Consider the following 17,188-nt stretch of genomic DNA (forward strand, 5'->3'; position numbering starts at 1 on the left):
TCAGCGAACGACGAAGGTGGGTTTGTAGCCCAGGGCGAGACGAATCCTTTCGGCGACCTTGTCAGCGTCTACCCGACTGGGGTATGGTCCAAGATGGACGCGGTGCAGGCCACCCGCGGAGCTGACCTGAACACTCTCGGTGAGCCAGTCGAGTTCGCGCAGCAGGTGCAGGCGCAGGCTGTCGGCATTGTCGGCGCTGGCGAAGGCGCCGAGCTGGAGAAAGATGCCGCCGCCTGGGGGAGCTGCGGCCGGAGTCACCGCCACTGCCGCCGGCGCCGCCGGCCGCTGCATCTCGCGCGCCGGCGCCCGGGTGGTATCGAAGCCGAGGCGAACCGCGAGCAACTCGATCTCGTCGCGCTCGGCGGCACCACCGGTGGCAGCGGCCGGCGCTGGCGCCGCCATCACCTGCGCATAGCTCATCGTCGTCGCGCCCTCGGGCAGGATCGCCTCGACCTGCACCAGGGTGCTGCCATCATCGACGTAGCCGAGACGGTGCGCGGCGGCGTAGGAAAGATCGATCACCCGGTCGGCGTGGAAGGGTCCGCGGTCGGTGACGCGCACGACCACCGACTTGCCGTTGCCGATCCGTGTCACCCGGACATAGGAGGGGATCGCCAGTGTCGGATGCGCCGCCGTCATCGCGAACATGTCGTACGGCTCGCCGATCGACGTTTTCAGGCCATGGAACTTCTTGCCATACCAGCTGGCAACGCCGCGCTCCTGGTGCGGTCGCAGGCTGACATGCGGCTCGTAGGCCTTGCCGAGAACCACGTACGGCCGGTTGGCGAAACGGTGCAGTGGCTCGAGGCGCGGCTCGGCATCGGGAATGTCGTCGAGATTGTCCGGAATCTCCTCACCCGGGCCGTCGTCCTTGTAGTAGGCGCCGCCACGCTTGTGGACGACGTTCGACTTGCGCAGAACCTTCGCCGGCGGCCTTGTCTGCTCCGGGGGGCGGGCGACCTGCTCGGGCGGCCGTGCCGGTTGCCCGCCGCAGGCAGCCAGCAGCAGCGCCAGCGAGCAGCCAATCACCGGCCAGCACAGCGACCTGAAGATGCCGCGCTTCATGGCCGCACCAGCATCCGGTGCGTGTGGATGCTCATCAGGATGCCGATCCCCACCGACAGGGTGACGAGCGCCGTCCCTCCGTAGCTCATGTACGGGAGCGGCACCCCGACCACCGGCAGGATGCCGCTGACCATGCCGACGTTCACGAAGACGTAGGTAAACAGGCTGAGCGTGATCGAGCCGGCGAGAACGCGCGCAAAGAGCGTCGAGGCATTGGCGGCGATCATCAGCCCGCGTCCGATCAGCAGCAGGTAGAGCAGCAACAGTACGGTGTTGCCGAGCAAACCACGCTCCTCGGCATAGACGGCGAAAATGAAATCCGTGTGGCGTTCCGGAATGAACTCGAGGTGGGTCTGTGTCCCCTCCAGCCAGCCCTTGCCGAAGCTGCCACCGGAACCGATGGCGATGGTCGACTGGATGATGTGATAGCCGGCTCCGAGCGGGTCGCTGCTCGGATCGATCAGCGTCAGGATGCGCTTGCGCTGGTAGTCGTGCAGCATCGTCCAGGCGAACGGTGCCGCCGCCGCGCCGGCCGCCAGCAGGCCGAAGATCACCCTCCAGGGCAGACCGGCGAAGAAGATGACGTAGAAGCCGGCGGCACCGACCAGGATCGCCGTCCCCAGATCGGGCTGCTTGGCGATCAGTGCGAAGGGAAGCAGCAGCAGCAGGCAGGCGACTGCGTAGTGACGCGCCTTCAGTGCCGCCTCGTGCTTGTGGAAGTACCAGGCGAGCATCAGCGGCACGGCGATCTTCAGCACCTCCGCCGGCTGGATGCGCGTGAAACCAAGCGACAGCCAGCGCCTGGCACCGTTCACCTTGATGCCGAAGAAGAAGACGAGGATCAGCAGGACGACGCCGGCAAGGTAGAGCGGAACACCGAAGCGCATCAGCTTCTGCGGTGGCAACTGTGCCACGGTCCACATCACGGCCACGCCAACACTCATGTTCAACGCTTGCGCGAGAAGGCGGCTGCCGCTGTCGGCCGTGGCGCTGTAGACCGTCGCCAGACCGGTTGCCATCAGCGCCAGCGTCAGCAGCAGGAGCGGTCCGTCGACGCGCGCGACGAGGCGTACCCAGGCGCGCTGCAGCAGCTGCGACATCAGTCAGTCTCCCTCGACATCGTCTTCCCTCGCCGCCCCCTTCGGCAGCTTGCCCAGCAGATAGTAGTCGAAAACCATGCGCGCGATCGGTGCCGCCGACTGCGCGCCAAAGCCGCCATTCTCGACCAGCACGGCGACGGCGATCTTCGGTTGCTCGGCGGGCGCGTAGGCGATGAACAGGGCATGGTCGCGCAGTTCCTTCTTCACCCGCGAGGCCTTGTAGTCGGCGCCCTTGAGGCTGAAGACCTGCGCCGTTCCCGTCTTGCCGGCCGAGGTGTAGCCGGCGCCGGCAAAGGCACGCGCGCTGGTGCCAGCGATGTTGACCCCGACCATCGCCCGCTTGATGACCTCGACGTTCTGTCGCTTCCACGGCAGCACGCGCAGCGGCTCGGGCTCGATCATCGTCTTCTCGCCGGTGCGGCTGTCGGTGATGTACTTGACCAGATGCGGACGGTACATGATGCCATTGTTGGCGATCGTCGCGGTGGCCTGCGCCAGCTGGATCGGCGTATAGGAATTGTAACCCTGGCCGATGCCGATCGAGATCGTTTCACCGGCAAACCACTTCTGCTGCTCCGGCCGTCGGAAGCGGCGCTTCTTCCACTCGGGTGAAGGCAGGACTCCCGGCGACTCGCCCTCGATGTCGACGCCCGTCCTCTGCCCGAAACCGAGCTGGCCCATGAAACGGGCGATCGCGTCGATACCCATGTCATTGGCAAGAAGATAGTAGTAGGTATCGCAGGAAACGACGATCGACTTGTGCATATCGACCATGCCGTGCCCGCCCTTCTTGTCGTCACGGAACTGGTGCCCGCCGAAGTTGAAGAAGCCCGGATCGGCGATCGCCTGCCCGGGCGTCCGCTTGCCGGTCTCCAGCGCCGCCAGCGCCATGAACGGCTTGAAGGTCGAACCCGGCGGATAGGCGCCATTCAGTGCGCGATTGAGCAAGGGCTTGTCGGGAGAGTTGTTGAGCTGATCCCAGTCGTCGCTGCGAATGCCGTCGATGAACAGGTTGGGGTCGAAGGTCGGCACCGACACCAGCGCGAGGATGCCGCCGGTCGCCGGCTCGATCGCCACCAGCGCGCCACGGCGGTCGCCGAAAGCCTTCTCGGCCATTTCCTGCAACCTGATGTCCAGCGTCAAGGTCAGGTTGTTGCCTTGCACCGGAGCACTGCGCGACAGGCTGCGCACGGCGCGACCGCCAGCGTCGATCTCGACCTGTTCGTAACCGGTCTCTCCGTGCAGCTGGAACTCGTACTTCTGCTCCACCCCCGACTTGCCGATGTGGTCGGTTCCCTTGTAATTGTTCGTCTGTTCGTTATCCTCGATGACCTCCAGGTCGCGCCTGTTGATCCGGCTGATGTAGCCGATGGCATGGGCACCAACCGAACCCTCGGGATAGTGGCGGAAAAGACGCGCCTTGACCTCGACGCCGGGAAAGAGGTAGCGATTGGCGGCAAAGCGCGCCACTTCCTCCTCGCTCAGCCGCGAGCGGATCGGCAGGCTCTCGAAAGTCTTGCTCTCCTCGAGCAGTCGGCGGAAGCGCTTGCGGTCCTTCGGCAGGATTTCGATCAGCTTGCCCAGGCCGTCGATGGTGGCATCGAGATCGTCGACCCGCGACGGCGTGATCTCCAGGGTGAAAGCCGAGTAGTTGCGCGCCAGAACGATCCCGTTGCGATCGACGATGACCCCACGGTTCGGAACGATCGGCACCAGCGAGATGCGGTTGTCCTCGGCGCGGGTGGAGTAGTAGTCGTGCTGCACCACCTGCAGGTGGAAGAGACGTGCGGCGAGGAGGGCGAAGGCGGCGAAGACGGCAAATCCCGCGAGGCTGACGCGAAAGCGGAAGCGCTCGAGTTCGCGATCGGGAGCAACGAGCTGCGACTGACGAGCGAGCACGCCTGGCCCCTTCAGCGCAGCGGCAACGCCGGTACCGCGGACGTTCCCCGTGGCGACCGCAGCAGAACTTCGAGCCCTTGCTCAGAGCGGGCGATTGGCATCATGGTCGACCGGCTGATGTTGTGGCAACAGGAGGACAAAAGTCAGCACAGGCCAGAGCAGGGTCGCCAGCAGCGGCCCCAGGAGGTAGCCGATGCCGGGGAATTCCCCGCCAGCGACGGTACGGACGGCAACCTGCACCAACGGCACCAGCAGCAACAGTGGCAGGACATGCAGCGCCTGCTGCGCGAGCGGGAACCAGAGGATCCGTCGCGACAGTGAGCCGCCACCATAGACCGCCAGGACATAAGCCAGTGCGTGCTGTCCCAGCAGTCCGGCATCGGCCACGTCCATCGCAATGCCACAGAGAAAGGCGAGCCCCATCCCGACGCGGCGCGGCTCGCGGACGCTCCAGAAGACCAGGACGAGTGCCAGCCAGTCAGGCAGACCGGGCGAGGGAGCGGTTGGCAGCAGGTTCAACAGCAGCGCCGCGGCGAGACTGCAGGCGATGAACCACGGACGAACCGGCAGAAGGATGCGGGCGGACGAACGATAGCTGGTCTGCATGCGCCTACTCCCTCCTGAATCGCTTCTTGCGTGCCGACGGCGACTTGAGCGCCTTCGCCTCACGGCCCGGCTGCGCAAGTTCCGCGGGCAGGGCAACCGGCGGCCGCTGCTCGAGAACCATCACCTCGCTGAAGTTCTCGACGCCCGCCAGCGGCATGCAGAAGATGCGGGCGAAGGAATACGAGGTGTCACGCTCGACATGCACCACCCGGGCAACGGGAAAGCCCGGCAGAAAGATGCCGTCGAGACCGGAAGTCACAAGTTCGTCGCCGTTCTGCACGTCGGCGTTGGCCGGCAGGAAGCGCAGCTCGAGCTGTCCGTTGCCAAGCCCGAAGACGACAGAGCGCTGACCGGTACGAACGATCTGCACCGGTACCGCCTGCTCCTTGTCGGTGATCAGTGTCACCTCGGCGACGAAGGGGAAGACCCGTGTCACCTGACCGACAACGCCGGCGTCGTCGATCACCGGCAGGCCGGCGACAACCTGATCCTGTTGTCCCCTGTCGATGACGATGCGTCGCGTGTAGGGATCCCGCGCCGTATACAGGATCTGGGCCACCTGGCCCCTGGCGTGCTGCCGCTCCTTGACGCCAAGCAGCTTGCGCAGACGTTCGTTCTCGGCCTCCAGTTGCTGCGTGCGCAGCACGGTCGTCGCCTTTTCCATGCGAGCCTGCTGCAGGCGGGCATTCTCCTCGCGCAGGTGGGTCAGGCTGACGAAGTAATCGCCGGCGCTGGCAACGGAATGCGCCGGCAGGTGCGCCAGTTGCTGCAGCGGCTGCGTGAACAGGGACAACGCCTGGCGAACGACCTCCAACGCCTGCAGGCGCGCATCGACGACCAGAAGGGCGAGCGCAAGCGCGACGTAGAACGAAAGCAGCGCCAACGGTGCCGGGCCGCGCTTGAAAAAGGGTGGCGGCTGGTTTTCCATCGCTCAGGCCTGGCAACTGGCAGCGCACGGCAGGGCCGCCGCCACGGATCAGTCGGAAGCGAAGATGCTGCCGAGATTGTCCATCTTCTCGAGCGCCAGACCGCAGCCGCGCGCGACGCAGGTCAGGGGCTCCTCGGCGACGATCACCGGCAGACCGGTTTCTTCCATCAGCAGCCGGTCGATGTCGCGCAACAGCGCTCCGCCTCCGGTCAGGACCATGCCCTTCTCGGCGATGTCGGCACCGAGCTCGGGCGGGGTCTTCTCGAGCGCCGACTTGACCGCCGAGACGACGCTGTTCAACGGCTCGGTCAGTGCCTCGAGGATCTCGTTCGAGGAGATGGTGAACTTGCGCGGAATGCCTTCGGCCTTGTTGATTCCCGACACTTCCATCTCGCGCACCTCGGCACCGGGAAACGCTGACCCGATCCGCTTCTTGATGTTCTCGGCGGTGTTCTCGCCGATCAGCATGCCGTAGTTGCGACTGATGTAGTTCATGATCGCCTCGTCGAGCTTGTCACCACCGACGCGCACCGAACCCGCATAGACCATGCCGCCAAGCGAGATGACGCCGACTTCGGTCGTCCCGCCACCGATGTCGACGACCATCGATCCGGTCGGCTCGGAGACCGGCAGACCGGCGCCGATGGCCGCTGCCATCGGCTCCTCGATGAGGAAGACCTGGCTGGCACCCGCCCCGATTGCCGACTCGCGGATTGCCCGCCGTTCGACCTGGGTCGAACCCGACGGCACACAGATGATGATCCGTGGCGACGGTGACAACAGGCGCGAGTCATGCACCTTCTTGATGAACTGCTTCAGCATCTGCTCGGTGACCGTGAAGTCGGCGATCACGCCGTCCTTCATCGGCCGGATGACGGTCAGCGCCCCCGGCGCCTTGCCGAGCATTTCCTTGGCCGACTTGCCGACCGCCTGGATGGTCTTCTTCGAGCTTGGCCCGCCCTCGGTCCGGATGGCGACGACCGACGGTTCATCGAGAACGATCCCTTTCGAGCGCACGTAGATCAGCGTGTTGGCGGTACCGAGATCGATCGCCAGATCATTCGAGAAGTAACTGCGCAGAAAACTGAACATGCTTGCGAAATCCGTGATGGCCCCAAGCCGGGGCTGCGGTGGGAAAAACTTTTATGATACCTTATATGGCTCGCCCTTTTGCCACCTTAGTGATTTCGTAACCATGTCGCTCACCCTCGACCAGGTCCACCGCATTGCCCACCTGGCCCGCATCGAAGTCGACGAGACCGAGGCGCGCCGCACCCTTGGCCAGCTCAACGGGATCTTCGGCCTGATCGAGACGATGCAGGCAGTCGACACGCAAGGCGTCGAACCGATGGCGCACGCCCAGGACCTGGCGCAGCGCCTGCGGCCCGACTGCGTGACCGAGAACGATCAGCTGGCCTGGCGCTCTGCCTTCCAGGCAATCGCGCCGGAAGCCGAGGCTGGCCTCTACCTCGTGCCAAAGGTCATCGAATGATCGAACACAGTCTCGCCGACATTGCGCAGGCCCTCGCCAACCGACGAATATCGAGCGTCGAACTGACGGCGCTCTACCTCGATCGCATCGCCCGTCACGACCCGCAGCTGAACGCCTTCATCACCGTCGACCCCGAGCGCAGCCTGGCCCAGGCGCGGGCCGCCGACGAGCGGCTGGCGCGAGGCGACACGCAGCCGCTGACCGGGATTCCGATCGCGCACAAGGATATCTTCTGCGCCAGGGACTGGCTGACGACCTGCGGCTCGAAGATGCTGGGCAACTTCGTCAGCCCCTACGATGCGACGGTGATCAGCCGCTTCCAGCAGGCCGGCGCGGTGCTGCTGGGCAAGACCAACATGGACGAGTTCGCCATGGGCTCGTCGACCGAAACCTCGTTCCATGGTCCAACGGCCAATCCCTGGGCACTCGATCGCGTTCCCGGTGGATCGTCCGGTGGCTCGGCAGCGGCGGTGGCGGCCCGTCTGGCGCCAGCGGCAACCGGCACCGACACCGGTGGATCGATTCGTCAGCCTGCCGCCCTGTGCAACCTTTCCGGGATGAAGCCGACCTATGGCGTCGTCTCGCGCTACGGCATGATCGCCTTCGCCTCGTCGCTCGACCAGGCGGGCCCGCTCGCCCGTTCCGCAGCCGACTGCGCCTTGCTGCTCAACTGCATGGCCGGCTTCGACGAACGCGACTCGACGAGTCTCGACCGCCCACGCGAGGACTTCGCCCGCGAACTCACGGCTACCACCGCTGACAGGCCACTGGCCGGACTGCGCATCGGCCTGCCAGAGCAGTTCTTCGGTGAAGGCTGCAGCCCGGAAGTCATGCACTTGGTCGAAGCCGCCATTGCCGAATACCGCCAGCTCGGCGCCGAGACCGTGCCCGTCAGCCTGCCGAGCATGAGTCTCTCGGTCGCCGCGTACTATGTGATCGCACCGGCAGAGGCGAGCTCGAATCTGGCACGATTCGACGGCGTGCGCTACGGCTACCGCGCACCCGCCTACGACGACCTGACCGACATGTACTGCAAGACCCGTGCGCAGGGCTTCGGCGCCGAGGTCAAGCGGCGCATCCTGATCGGCACCTATGTCCTCTCGCACGGCTACTACGACGCTTACTACCTGCAGGCGCAGCGTATCCGCCGGCTGATCGCCGACGACTTTGCCGAGGCGTTCCGGCAGTGCGACGTCGTCCTCGGGCCGACCAGCCCGAGCACCGCCTTCAGGCTGGGCGAGAAGGCTGCCGATCCGGTTCAGATGTATCTCTCCGACATCTACACCATCGCCGTCAATCTGGCGGGACTGCCAGCGATCTCGATCCCCTGTGGCTTTGCCGGTGGCCTGCCGGCCGGCCTGCAGTTGATCGGCAACTACTTCACCGAGGCTCGGCTGCTCAATGTCGCCCACCGCTATCAGCAGGTGACCGACTGGCACCGGCAGTGCCCGCCCGGTCATGCCTGAGAGGTCAAAGCTTTCGCTCGGGCAGGCTGCCGGCCCGGCGACCCCGTTCCGCCCGGTCGTGACCGTCGCCGCCCGGCGGCTGCGGCCCTTGTAGAGTGAGCAAGCAGAGATGAAACACTGGGAAGTCGTCATCGGCATTGAAACGCATGTACAGCTGTCAACCGCGTCGAAGATCTTCTCCGGCAGTTCAACCGCCTTCGGTTCCGCCCCCAACCTGCAGGCCAATGCCGTGGACATCGCTCTGCCCGGAGTGCTGCCGGTACTCAACAGGGCAGCGGTCGAATGCGCCATCCGCTTCGGCCTCGCGGTGGGCGGCGAGGTCGCCGCGAGATCGGTCTTTGCGCGCAAGAACTACTTCTACCCAGACCTGCCCAAGGGCTACCAGATCAGCCAGTACGAGCTGCCCGTGGTGTGCGGCGGCAGCCTGCCGATCCAGTGCGGCGAGAACGAGAAGCTCATCTCCCTGACTCGTGCCCACCTCGAGGAGGATGCCGGCAAGTCGCTGCACGAAGGACTCGGCCCAACCGCCCAGGGCAGATCGGGAATCGACCTCAACCGGGCTGGCACACCGCTGCTCGAAATCGTCAGCGAGCCCGACATGCGCTCCGCCGCGGAGGCTGTCGCCTATGCCCGCGCGCTGCACGCCCTGGTTCGCTGGATCGGTATCTGCGACGGCAACATGCAGGAAGGCTCGTTCCGCTGCGATGCCAACGTTTCGGTCAGGCCGGCCGGCGAAGTGCGTCTGGGCACCCGGCGCGAGATCAAGAACCTCAATTCCTTCCGCTTCCTGCAGCAGGCGATCGACTACGAGGTGCAGTGGCAGATCGCCACCATTGAGGATGGCGGCAGCATCGAGCAGTCGACGGTGCTGTTCGACCCCGCCAGCGGCGAGACGCGGGCCATGCGTTCGAAGGAGGACGCGCACGATTACCGCTACTTTCCCGACCCGGACCTGCTGCCCCTGATCGTCGACCGGCAATGGGTCGAGCAGGTACGCGCCGAATTGCCCGAACTGCCGGCCGCCAGGCGCGCGCGGCTGATCGCCGACTGCGGGCTGTCCGCTTACGACGCCGGCGTGCTGACCGCTTCACTCGATCTGGCGAACTACTACGAAGCGACGCTTGCCACAGCGGGCAAGGAGAACGCCAAGATCTGTGCCAACTGGGTCATGGTCGACCTGGCGGCGCGACTGAACCGGGAAGACCGAGAGATTGGCCAATCGCCGGTGTCGGCGACGCAGCTCGGGGGGCTGATTGCCCGCATCGCCGACGGGACGATCTCGACCAGCATGGCCCGCAAGGTCTTCGATGAACTCTGCAACAGCGGACACACCAGCTCTGCCGACGAGATCATCGCCCGCCAGGGTTTGCAGCAGATCAGTGACGACAGCGCCCTGACGGCGTTGATCGACGACTTGCTGGCCGCCAATCCGGGAATGGTTGCCGAGTTCAGGTCGGGCAAGGAGAAGGCTTTCAACGCCCTGGTTGGCCAGGTGATGAAGGCAACGCGCGGCCAGGCCAACCCGCAGCGGGTCAGCGAACTGCTGCGTCGCAGGCTCGGCTGACCGGGGCCGCCCGCAGCCGCCTTGCGGAGCGATCGTCACGGCCGTCCAGAAGGCGGCCGCTTCGACAGCTCGACGAAGCGCCGCAGATCGTCGTCGTACTTCAGACGGATCGTTTCGCGATCCTTCCTCTTCGATTCGATAACCGACTCCTGCGCCCTGATCTCCTGGTCTGCATCGCGCAATCCCTTGGCCACCTCGACCGGCAACTGCCGATTCTTGTAGAACTCGGCCTCGTCCTCGAAGCGCTTGCGCTGACGCCGTATCTCGGCAATCCGCTCCTCGGCCGCCTTGATGGCGGCGGCGACGTCCCTTTCGGCGCGCGCCCGCATCAGCTCGATGTCCTTCTCGCTGCCGTAGGTGTTGAGCAAGGCCTGGTCCTTGCGTCTCTGCTCATTCAGCACGCGCTCCTGTTCGCGGCGGCGCTGCTCGTCGGCCGCCCTCTGGGCACGTTGCTCGGGAGTCAGTGGCGCCTCGACCGTACGTACCGGCCGCCCCGAGACGCCGATCTCGCGATACGCGCGACCAACGCAAACCGGCGGCAGGATATCGCCGCAAACCTGTTTGCCGGAGTCATCATGACAACAGAAGATCGTCACGCCGGCCAGTACCGGTTGGCTACCGGCCAGCGCCGCCAGCAAGAAGAGACTGCTTCTAGGCAGCACGTGCAATGCCATACTGGCGCCGATAGACAGCGACCGCCGCCTCGTTGCGTTGCAGTTGCGGACTGTTGCGGAGGAAACCCATCAGGTCATCGAGTGTCGCAACGGCGACCACCGGCATTCCGTAATCGCGCTCGACCTCCTGCACGGCGGACAACTCGCCCTGGCCCCGCTCCATCCGGTCGAGTGCGATGACGACACCGCACGGCGAAGCACCCGCGGCGCGGATCAGTTCGACCGACTCGCGAATCGAGGTTCCGGCAGTGATCACATCGTCGACGATCAGGACGCGACCGGCGAGGGGCGCACCGACGATGCTGCCGCCCTCGCCATGATCCTTGACCTCCTTGCGATTGAAGGAGAACGGCAGGTTGCGCCCGCCCAGCGCCAGCGCCACCGCCGTCACTGCGACCAGCGGAATACCCTTGTAGGCCGGGCCAAACAGGCCGTCGGCAGCGATCCCGCTGGCAATGATCGCCTTGGCGTAGAATTCGCCCAGTCGACCGAGGGCAGCGCCATCGTTGAACAGGCCGGCATTGAAGAAGTAGGGCGACAGCCGGCCCGCTTTGGTCCTGAACTCGCCGAAACTGAGCACATTCTGCGCCACCGCGAATTCCATGAACTGCTGTCGGAAATCCATTTGCGTTGCTTCACTGAAAGCCGGTCCCGGCGCCGGACAGCTATGTTACGCATCATTACGCTGAACCTCAACGGCATTCGCTCGGCCTGGCGGCGAGGTCTCCTGCCCTGGCTCGACCGGCAGGACGCCGATGTCGTCTGCGTCCAGGAACTGCGAGCCGACGCGGCGGACCTCGACGAGCAGATGCGGTCACCCGCCGGCCTGCATGCTTACTACCGCCATGCGGCGAGGAAGGGCTACAGTGGCGTCGGCCTGTGGTGCCGCACGAAACCCGACCGGGTGGTCGATCACCTCGGCAGCACCGAGTTCGATGCAGAAGGCCGCTACCTGCGCGCCGATTTCGCCCGACTGTCGGTGGTATGCCTCTACCAGCCATCCGGGTCGAGCTCGGCTGAACGGCAGCAAGCCAAGTACCGATTCATGGCGCTGATCGGTCCACACCTGAAAGGCCTCGCCGGCAGCGACCGCGAGATCATCGTCTGCGGCGACTGGAACATCGCACACCAGGAAATCGATCTCAGGAACTGGCGCGGCAACCGTGGCAACTCGGGCTTCCTCCCCGAGGAGCGAGCCTGGGTCAGCGGCCTCCTGAACGAGGACGGTTGGTGCGACGTCTACCGCCGACTGCACCCGCAGGCCACCGGTGAGGCATACACCTGGTGGTCAAACCGCGGACAGGCATGGGCAAAGAACGTCGGCTGGCGACTGGACTACCAACTGGCAACGGCAAACATCGCCGCTACCGCGCGACGCGCCGCGATCTACAGGGAGGAGCGCTTCAGCGATCATGCTCCTCTGACGATCGACTACGAGTACACGCTGGCCACTGCGGACAAAGATTGATCTTCGCCGGCGTTTTCTATAATGTGAAGGTCTCGCCGAGAGGTCCCCTAGCAGTTGTGTCCTTCCTGTCACCACCTTCCACCGTGAGGCCCACAATGTCCGAAGTCACCGATCTTTCCACCGCCAACAAACAGAAACTCGTCTCCGACATGAAGGTCGTCGTCGCAGACGCAGAGGAGATCCTGCGCGCCACCGCCGGCGTTGCGGGCGACAAGATGGGCGATCTGCGCGAGCGCTTCGGCGAACGGCTGCGCGACGCCCGCATCCGTCTGGCCGACGCCGAAGCTGCCCTGGTCGACCGTACCAAGGCAGCCGCACGCGCCACCGACGACTACGTCCATGAGAACCCCTGGCGCGCGGTCGGCCTGGCTGCAGCCGTCGGTCTGCTGCTCGGCGTGATCATCGGCCGTCGCTGACCAGCGCGGACGCGATGAGCGACCGCTCCAGCGGTGTCAGCGGCGGCATCCTGGCGGCGACGAAGAACGGCGCCGCGACACTGCTGGCAACCGGCCGCACACGCCTCGAGCTGCTCGCCAACGAGTTCGCCGAGGAGAAGCTGCGCGCACTCCGTCTGCTGTTTCTTGCGCAGGTGGCGGCCTTCTGCCTGATCGTCGGCACGATCCTCGTTCTTGCCGTGTTGACCGTTCTCTTCTGGGAGCAACGGCTGCTGCTGCTGAGCATCCTCAGCGTCGGCTTCCTGCTCGCCGGTGGCGCGGCGTTGCTGGCACTGCGCCGCGGCGCGCTTGGTCGCCGGCACCTGTTCACCACCAGCATCGCCGAGCTCGAACACGACATCAGCCTGCTGCAAGGCGCTGCGCGTGGTGAATCAAGAGCTGATTGACCTCGCTGTCGAGCGCGGCCGGCTGCTCGAGCGCATCAGCAGCCAGCGCCAGCTGCTCGCGCAACAATTGCAACCGCTGGGCGCGGCGATGGGGACGGCCGACCGGGTCGTCGCCGGCGCACGGCAGTGCGGCGACTACCTCAAGCGGCATCCGGAGTGGGTCGCGACGGGTGTCGTCGTGCTCGTCATCCTGCGGCCGAGCCGCATCTGGCGGTGGAGCAGCCGCGCCTTCCTTGCCTGGCGTACCTGGCGCATGCTGCGCCGGGAGCTGTCGGACCTCGGCATCGTCGACCGCGAGTGAGTGGCGCGGCAGCCAGCCTCGACACACCCCCGGCAAGTCGCCGCAACAGCCAGAGCAACGGGGGAATCGCGCACAGTCAGCTCCAGACTCCGAGTGCCTGCATCTGCCGCGTCGCCGCTGCCGCCCAGCCACGATTGGCGGCCGGACTCGCGGGGCTCGGATGCAGTACCCGACCGCTTCGCACCGACATCCCGGCGAGAGCCGCGACTGCCTGCTGCCCGGCGAAGGCGCCGATGCCGATTACCCAGGCAGGCTGCAGGACCGAGACCAGCAGCCTGAGGTGATCGTCGCAGGCGGCCAACAGCGGCGCCGCCTCAGCTGCCGGCAGCTTGTCGGGCGTCAGGTTGCGGCCACGATCGAAAAAGGCGAGTGGGCAGTAGTTGGCGACGAAATGCTCGGCGAAGAAAGACTCCGGACTGCCGAAGCGCTCGCGGAACAAGCCCCACAACCGTCGCCCGCTGACCTCCGAGCGGGCACAGGCGAAGCCTTCGATCGGTCGCCACGGATTCTCCCGTACGGGTTTCGCGACGTCCACGCTGATCCCGAGCCAGTCCCGCACCGCCGCCACCTCGCCGAACGGAACGCCCGTCTGCACCATCCCGAAAGGCCCCGGGTTCATGCCGAGAAAAAGGATCCTGCGGGCGCTTGCCGCATAGCGGAGCAGGTAGCACTCGTAGCCGGACCAGGCATAGGTCAACGGGTCGTAGACGTGGCTGACCGGCGGCCCGAAGCTGAGCCGCGACAGCCGTAGCGACAGCTCCCGGGCGGCTGCGATCAGCGCCGTGGCGACGGCGGCGTCTCGTTCCACGGCGCGACCTTGAGCAGCAGGGCCATGCCCGGTGCGGCAAGCACGAAGCAGATGATGAAGAAGCTGAACCACCCCACTGCCTCGACGAGCACCCCGGCACCGGCATTGATGAAGGTGCGCGGTACGGCGGCCAGGCTGGTGAACAAAGCGAACTGGGTGGCGGTGAAGGCCGGGTTGGTGGCGCGCGCGATGAAGGCGGTGAAGGCTGCCGTCCCGAGCCCGACGCCGAGGTACTCGGCGGCGATGACACCCGCCAGAGCGGCCCGGTCGACGCCGTCGATGCTCGTCTGCACTCCACGCCAGGCGAGCCAGGCGAAGCCCAGGATGGTGACCCACTGCACGACGCCAAACAGCCAGAGGGCGCGGTTGATGCCCAGTCGCACCATCCACAGTCCGCCGAGCAGGCCGCCGAAGACTGCCGGCCAGAGCCCGGCGTGCTTGGCGATGACGCCGATGTCGGTCTTGCTGTAACCGAGATCGAGGTAGAAGGGCGTCGACAGCGCCGTCGCCAGCGAATCGCCGAGCTTGTAAAGGAAGATGAAGCCAAGCACCAGCAGCGCACCCGACCAGCCCTTGCGGCCGATGAACTCGTGGAAGGGTTCGACCACCGCCTGGCGCAGGGTCTTCGGCGCACCGGAGACAGCCGGCTCGGCAACCAGCAGCGCCATGATCATTCCCGGCAGCATGAAGGCGGCAGTGATCCAGAAGACCTGCGCCCAGGGCAGCAGGTCGGCAAGAATCAGCGACAGGGACCCCGGCACCAGACCGGCGACGCGATAGGCATTGACATGCACCGAGTTGCCGAGGCCGAGTTCCTCGTCACTCAGGATCTCGCGGCGAAACGCATCGAGGGCGATATCCTGGGTTGCCGACAGAAAGGCCAGAGCCACCGACAGCCAGACGATCGCCGTCAGGTTGGCCGCCGGCGACAGCCCGCCCAGCAGACCGATCGACAACAGCAGGCCGATCTGCGACAGCAACATCCAGCCGCGCCGGCGACCGAGTGGCAAGCGGTAGCGGTCGAGCAGCGGCGCCCAGACGAACTTCCAGGTGTACGGAAACTGAATCAGCGCAAACAGGCCAATGGTCTTCAGGTCGACACTCTCGCTGCGCAACCATGCCGGCAGCAGGTTGAGGAGCAGGTAGAGCGGCATCCCGGAACTGAAGCCGGTCAGCACACAGATCAGCATCCGCCGCGTGAGCAGCAGGCGCAGCCAGCCGGGCAGCATCAAGCGACGCGTCCGAGACGGTAGAAAGCCAGGCTGCCGTTGAGGTTGGGATCGTCGCTGACCGCGCGACCTGCCTCATCGAAGGCCAGGCGCTCGCGAATCTGGATGCCAAGCCGTGCACACAGATCCTCGAAATCGGCGATGGTGAAGAAGCGTACGTTCGGCGTATCGAACCAGTCGTATGGCAAGTCCTCGGAAACCGGCATCCGCCCGGCAGCGATGGCAGCGCGATTGCTCCGGTAGGCGAAGTTGGGGAAGCTGACCACCGCCTCGTCGGCGACACGCAGCATCTCGTTGAGGATGCCTTCCGTGGCATGCATCGTCTGCAGCGCCTGCGAGATGATGACGTGATCGAAGGACCTGTCCTCGAAACCGGACAGCCCGCACTCGATGTCCATCTGGATGACGTCGACGCCGTTGCGGATGCAACCGAGCACGCTGTCACCATCGATCTCGACCCCGTAACCGCTGACGTCGCGCGTCTCGCTGAGGTAGCGCAGCAGCCTGCCGTCACCACAACCGAGATCGAGCACACGCTCGCCCGACGGGATCCAGCCGGCAATGACGGCGAAGTCGAACCGCTCCCGCTGTTCCGCCTTGACCCTTCTCTCGTGCTCGGTCATACGGTGATGTTCTCCAGATAGGCGCGCAGCAGGGAATGATAATGCGGATCGTCGAGCAGGAACGAGTCGTGTCCGGCGTCGCATTCGATCTCGGCATAGGCCACGCGGAGTCGATTGTGCAGCAGTGCGAAGACGATCTCCCGTGAGCGCGCCGGCGCGAAGCGCCAGTCGGTCGAGAAACTGGCGACGAAGAAGCTGGCTTGCGCACGCGCCAGGGCAGCCGCCAGATTCCCGTCGTACTCATAGGCGGGGTCGAAATAATCGAGCGCCTTGGTCATCATCAGATAGGTGTTGGCGTCGAAGAAACGTGCGAACTTGTCGCCCTGGTAACGCAGGTAGGACTCGACCTCGAAGTCGACGTCGTAGCTGAAGTTGTGCGCTCCATGGCGCAACTGGCGACCGAATTTCTCGCCCATCTGGCTGTCCGACAGGTACGTGATGTGGCCCACCATGCGCGCCAGGCGCAGTCCACGCGTCGGAATGACGCCATTCTCGGCGTAGTGACCGGCGTGAAAGTCGGGGTCGGAGACGATCGCCTGCCGCGCCACCTCGTTGAAGGCGATGTTCTGTGCCGACAGCTTCGGCGCCGAGGCGATCACCAGGGCATGCCGGATGCGTTGCGGAAGCTGCATCGACCACGCCAGTGCCTGCATTCCACCCAGGCTGCCGCCGACGACGGCGGCCCAGGTTGCGATGCCGAGGTGATCGGCGAGGCGTGCCTGTGCCGCGACCCAGTCCTCGACCGTCACCATCGGAAAGTCGGCGCCGTAACGCCTGCCCGTTGCGGGATTGACCGACAGCGGTCCGGTGGAGCCATAGCAACCGCCCAGGTTGTTGACGCCAACGACGAAGAATTTCCGCGTGTCGAGCGGCTTCCCCGGACCGACCAGATTGTCCCACCAGCCGACGTTTTCCGGATCGTCGGCGTAGTGGCCGGCGATATGGTGACTGCCGGAAAGCGCATGGCAGACCAGGACCGCGTTCGAATGCTCGGCGTTGAGCGTGCCATAGGTCTCGAAGACCAGTTCGAAGCCAGGCAGTTCGGCACCGCTCTTGAGCAGCAAGGGCGAGGCGAAGCGTACGCGTTGCGCGGCGACGACGCCGACGGAATTCTCTGAGGACAT

General features: G+C 65.5%; 19 protein-coding genes. 7 read left to right on the forward strand and 12 right to left on the reverse strand.

Going from position 1 to position 17,188, the window contains the following annotated elements; all coding sequences use genetic code 11:
- From NFW30_RS09575 to NFW30_RS09600, 6 genes are all read right to left on the reverse strand, one after another.
- Positions 1–1,065, reverse strand: a complete 1,065-nt coding sequence (locus NFW30_RS09575) for a septal ring lytic transglycosylase RlpA family protein (RefSeq protein ID WP_295354734.1) — start codon at positions 1,063–1,065, stop codon at positions 1–3.
- Positions 1,062–2,165: a rod shape-determining protein RodA gene (gene rodA, locus NFW30_RS09580; RefSeq protein ID WP_295354737.1), complete on the reverse strand. Its 1,104-nt coding sequence runs from the start codon at positions 2,163–2,165 to the stop codon at positions 1,062–1,064. The genes NFW30_RS09575 and rodA overlap by 4 nt, the downstream gene beginning before the upstream one ends.
- Positions 2,166–2,168: 3 nt before the next feature.
- Positions 2,169–4,064 carry a penicillin-binding protein 2 gene (gene mrdA / locus NFW30_RS09585; protein WP_295354740.1) on the reverse strand — a complete coding sequence of 632 codons (1,896 nt, stop codon included), beginning with the start codon at positions 4,062–4,064 and terminating at the stop codon, positions 2,169–2,171.
- Between the two features lie 81 nt (positions 4,065–4,145).
- Positions 4,146–4,670: a rod shape-determining protein MreD gene (gene mreD, locus NFW30_RS09590; protein ID WP_295354742.1), complete on the reverse strand. Its 525-nt coding sequence runs from the start codon at positions 4,668–4,670 to the stop codon at positions 4,146–4,148.
- A gap of 4 nt (positions 4,671–4,674) precedes the next feature.
- Positions 4,675–5,598 carry a rod shape-determining protein MreC gene (mreC, locus tag NFW30_RS09595; RefSeq protein ID WP_295354745.1) on the reverse strand — a complete coding sequence of 308 codons (924 nt, stop codon included), beginning with the start codon at positions 5,596–5,598 and terminating at the stop codon, positions 4,675–4,677.
- Positions 5,599–5,646: 48 nt separating this feature from the next.
- On the reverse strand, positions 5,647–6,690 hold the full coding sequence (locus NFW30_RS09600; RefSeq protein WP_034937949.1) for a rod shape-determining protein: 1,044 nt from the start codon (positions 6,688–6,690) through the stop codon (positions 5,647–5,649).
- Positions 6,691–6,793: 103 nt separating this feature from the next.
- On the opposite strand from NFW30_RS09600, the gene gatC reads away from it, so the two are divergent.
- The 3 genes from gatC (at position 6,794) to gatB (ending at position 10,120) form a co-directional block, all read left to right on the forward strand.
- Positions 6,794–7,090, forward strand: coding sequence for an Asp-tRNA(Asn)/Glu-tRNA(Gln) amidotransferase subunit GatC (gene gatC / locus NFW30_RS09605; RefSeq protein WP_295354822.1), 297 nt, complete (start codon positions 6,794–6,796; stop codon positions 7,088–7,090).
- Positions 7,087–8,556: an Asp-tRNA(Asn)/Glu-tRNA(Gln) amidotransferase subunit GatA gene (gene gatA / locus NFW30_RS09610; RefSeq protein ID WP_295354751.1), complete on the forward strand. Its 1,470-nt coding sequence runs from the start codon at positions 7,087–7,089 to the stop codon at positions 8,554–8,556. Before gatC ends, gatA begins: the two co-directional genes overlap by 4 nt.
- Positions 8,557–8,665: 109 nt before the next feature.
- The gene (gene gatB, locus NFW30_RS09615) at positions 8,666–10,120 is read left to right on the forward strand and encodes an Asp-tRNA(Asn)/Glu-tRNA(Gln) amidotransferase subunit GatB (RefSeq protein ID WP_295354753.1); all 1,455 of its coding nucleotides are present in this window, start codon (positions 8,666–8,668) and stop codon (positions 10,118–10,120) included.
- Positions 10,121–10,155: 35 nt separating this feature from the next.
- Here the strand turns inward: gatB and NFW30_RS09620 are convergent, their stop codons facing one another.
- Both NFW30_RS09620 and pyrE read right to left on the reverse strand, forming a co-directional pair.
- Positions 10,156–10,782 (reverse strand): hypothetical protein, encoded by a 627-nt coding sequence (locus NFW30_RS09620; RefSeq protein ID WP_295354756.1) that lies wholly within the window; start codon positions 10,780–10,782, stop codon positions 10,156–10,158.
- Positions 10,772–11,419, reverse strand: a complete 648-nt coding sequence (pyrE, locus tag NFW30_RS09625; RefSeq protein WP_295354759.1) for an orotate phosphoribosyltransferase — start codon at positions 11,417–11,419, stop codon at positions 10,772–10,774. The genes NFW30_RS09620 and pyrE overlap by 11 nt, the downstream gene beginning before the upstream one ends.
- A 42-nt stretch (positions 11,420–11,461) precedes the next feature.
- On the opposite strand from pyrE, the gene NFW30_RS09630 reads away from it, so the two are divergent.
- The 4 genes from NFW30_RS09630 (at position 11,462) to NFW30_RS09645 (ending at position 13,404) form a co-directional block, all read left to right on the forward strand.
- On the forward strand, positions 11,462–12,262 hold the full coding sequence (locus tag NFW30_RS09630) for an exodeoxyribonuclease III (RefSeq protein ID WP_295354761.1): 801 nt from the start codon (positions 11,462–11,464) through the stop codon (positions 12,260–12,262).
- Positions 12,263–12,357: 95 nt separating this feature from the next.
- Entirely contained in the window at positions 12,358–12,678 is a 321-nt protein-coding gene (locus NFW30_RS09635) for a DUF883 family protein (protein WP_034894649.1), read from the forward strand.
- A 14-nt stretch (positions 12,679–12,692) separates the two neighbouring features.
- A complete protein-coding gene (locus NFW30_RS09640; RefSeq protein ID WP_295354768.1) occupies positions 12,693–13,103 on the forward strand; it encodes a phage holin family protein in 411 nt (136 codons plus the stop codon).
- Positions 13,084–13,404 (forward strand): YqjK family protein, encoded by a 321-nt coding sequence (locus tag NFW30_RS09645; protein WP_295354770.1) that lies wholly within the window; start codon positions 13,084–13,086, stop codon positions 13,402–13,404. The genes NFW30_RS09640 and NFW30_RS09645 overlap by 20 nt, the downstream gene beginning before the upstream one ends.
- 76 nt (positions 13,405–13,480) lie before the next feature.
- On the opposite strand, the gene NFW30_RS09650 is transcribed toward NFW30_RS09645, so the two are convergent.
- Genes NFW30_RS09650 through NFW30_RS09665 form a run of 4 tightly spaced genes read right to left on the reverse strand, consistent with a single transcriptional unit; the run spans position 13,481 to position 17,188 of the window.
- On the reverse strand, positions 13,481–14,212 hold the full coding sequence (locus tag NFW30_RS09650; RefSeq protein ID WP_295354773.1) for a uracil-DNA glycosylase family protein: 732 nt from the start codon (positions 14,210–14,212) through the stop codon (positions 13,481–13,483).
- Positions 14,179–15,441 carry an AmpG family muropeptide MFS transporter gene (locus NFW30_RS09655; protein ID WP_295354825.1) on the reverse strand — a complete coding sequence of 421 codons (1,263 nt, stop codon included), beginning with the start codon at positions 15,439–15,441 and terminating at the stop codon, positions 14,179–14,181. The genes NFW30_RS09650 and NFW30_RS09655 overlap by 34 nt, the downstream gene beginning before the upstream one ends.
- Positions 15,441–16,064 (reverse strand): methionine biosynthesis protein MetW, encoded by a 624-nt coding sequence (gene metW / locus NFW30_RS09660; RefSeq protein WP_295354776.1) that lies wholly within the window; start codon positions 16,062–16,064, stop codon positions 15,441–15,443. Before metW ends, NFW30_RS09655 begins: the two co-directional genes overlap by 1 nt.
- Positions 16,061–17,188: a homoserine O-acetyltransferase gene (locus tag NFW30_RS09665; protein WP_295354779.1), complete on the reverse strand. Its 1,128-nt coding sequence runs from the start codon at positions 17,186–17,188 to the stop codon at positions 16,061–16,063. The genes metW and NFW30_RS09665 overlap by 4 nt, the downstream gene beginning before the upstream one ends.

It is taken from the genome of Accumulibacter sp. (assembly GCF_023806635.1).
Classification (GTDB): domain Bacteria; phylum Pseudomonadota; class Gammaproteobacteria; order Burkholderiales; family Rhodocyclaceae; genus Accumulibacter.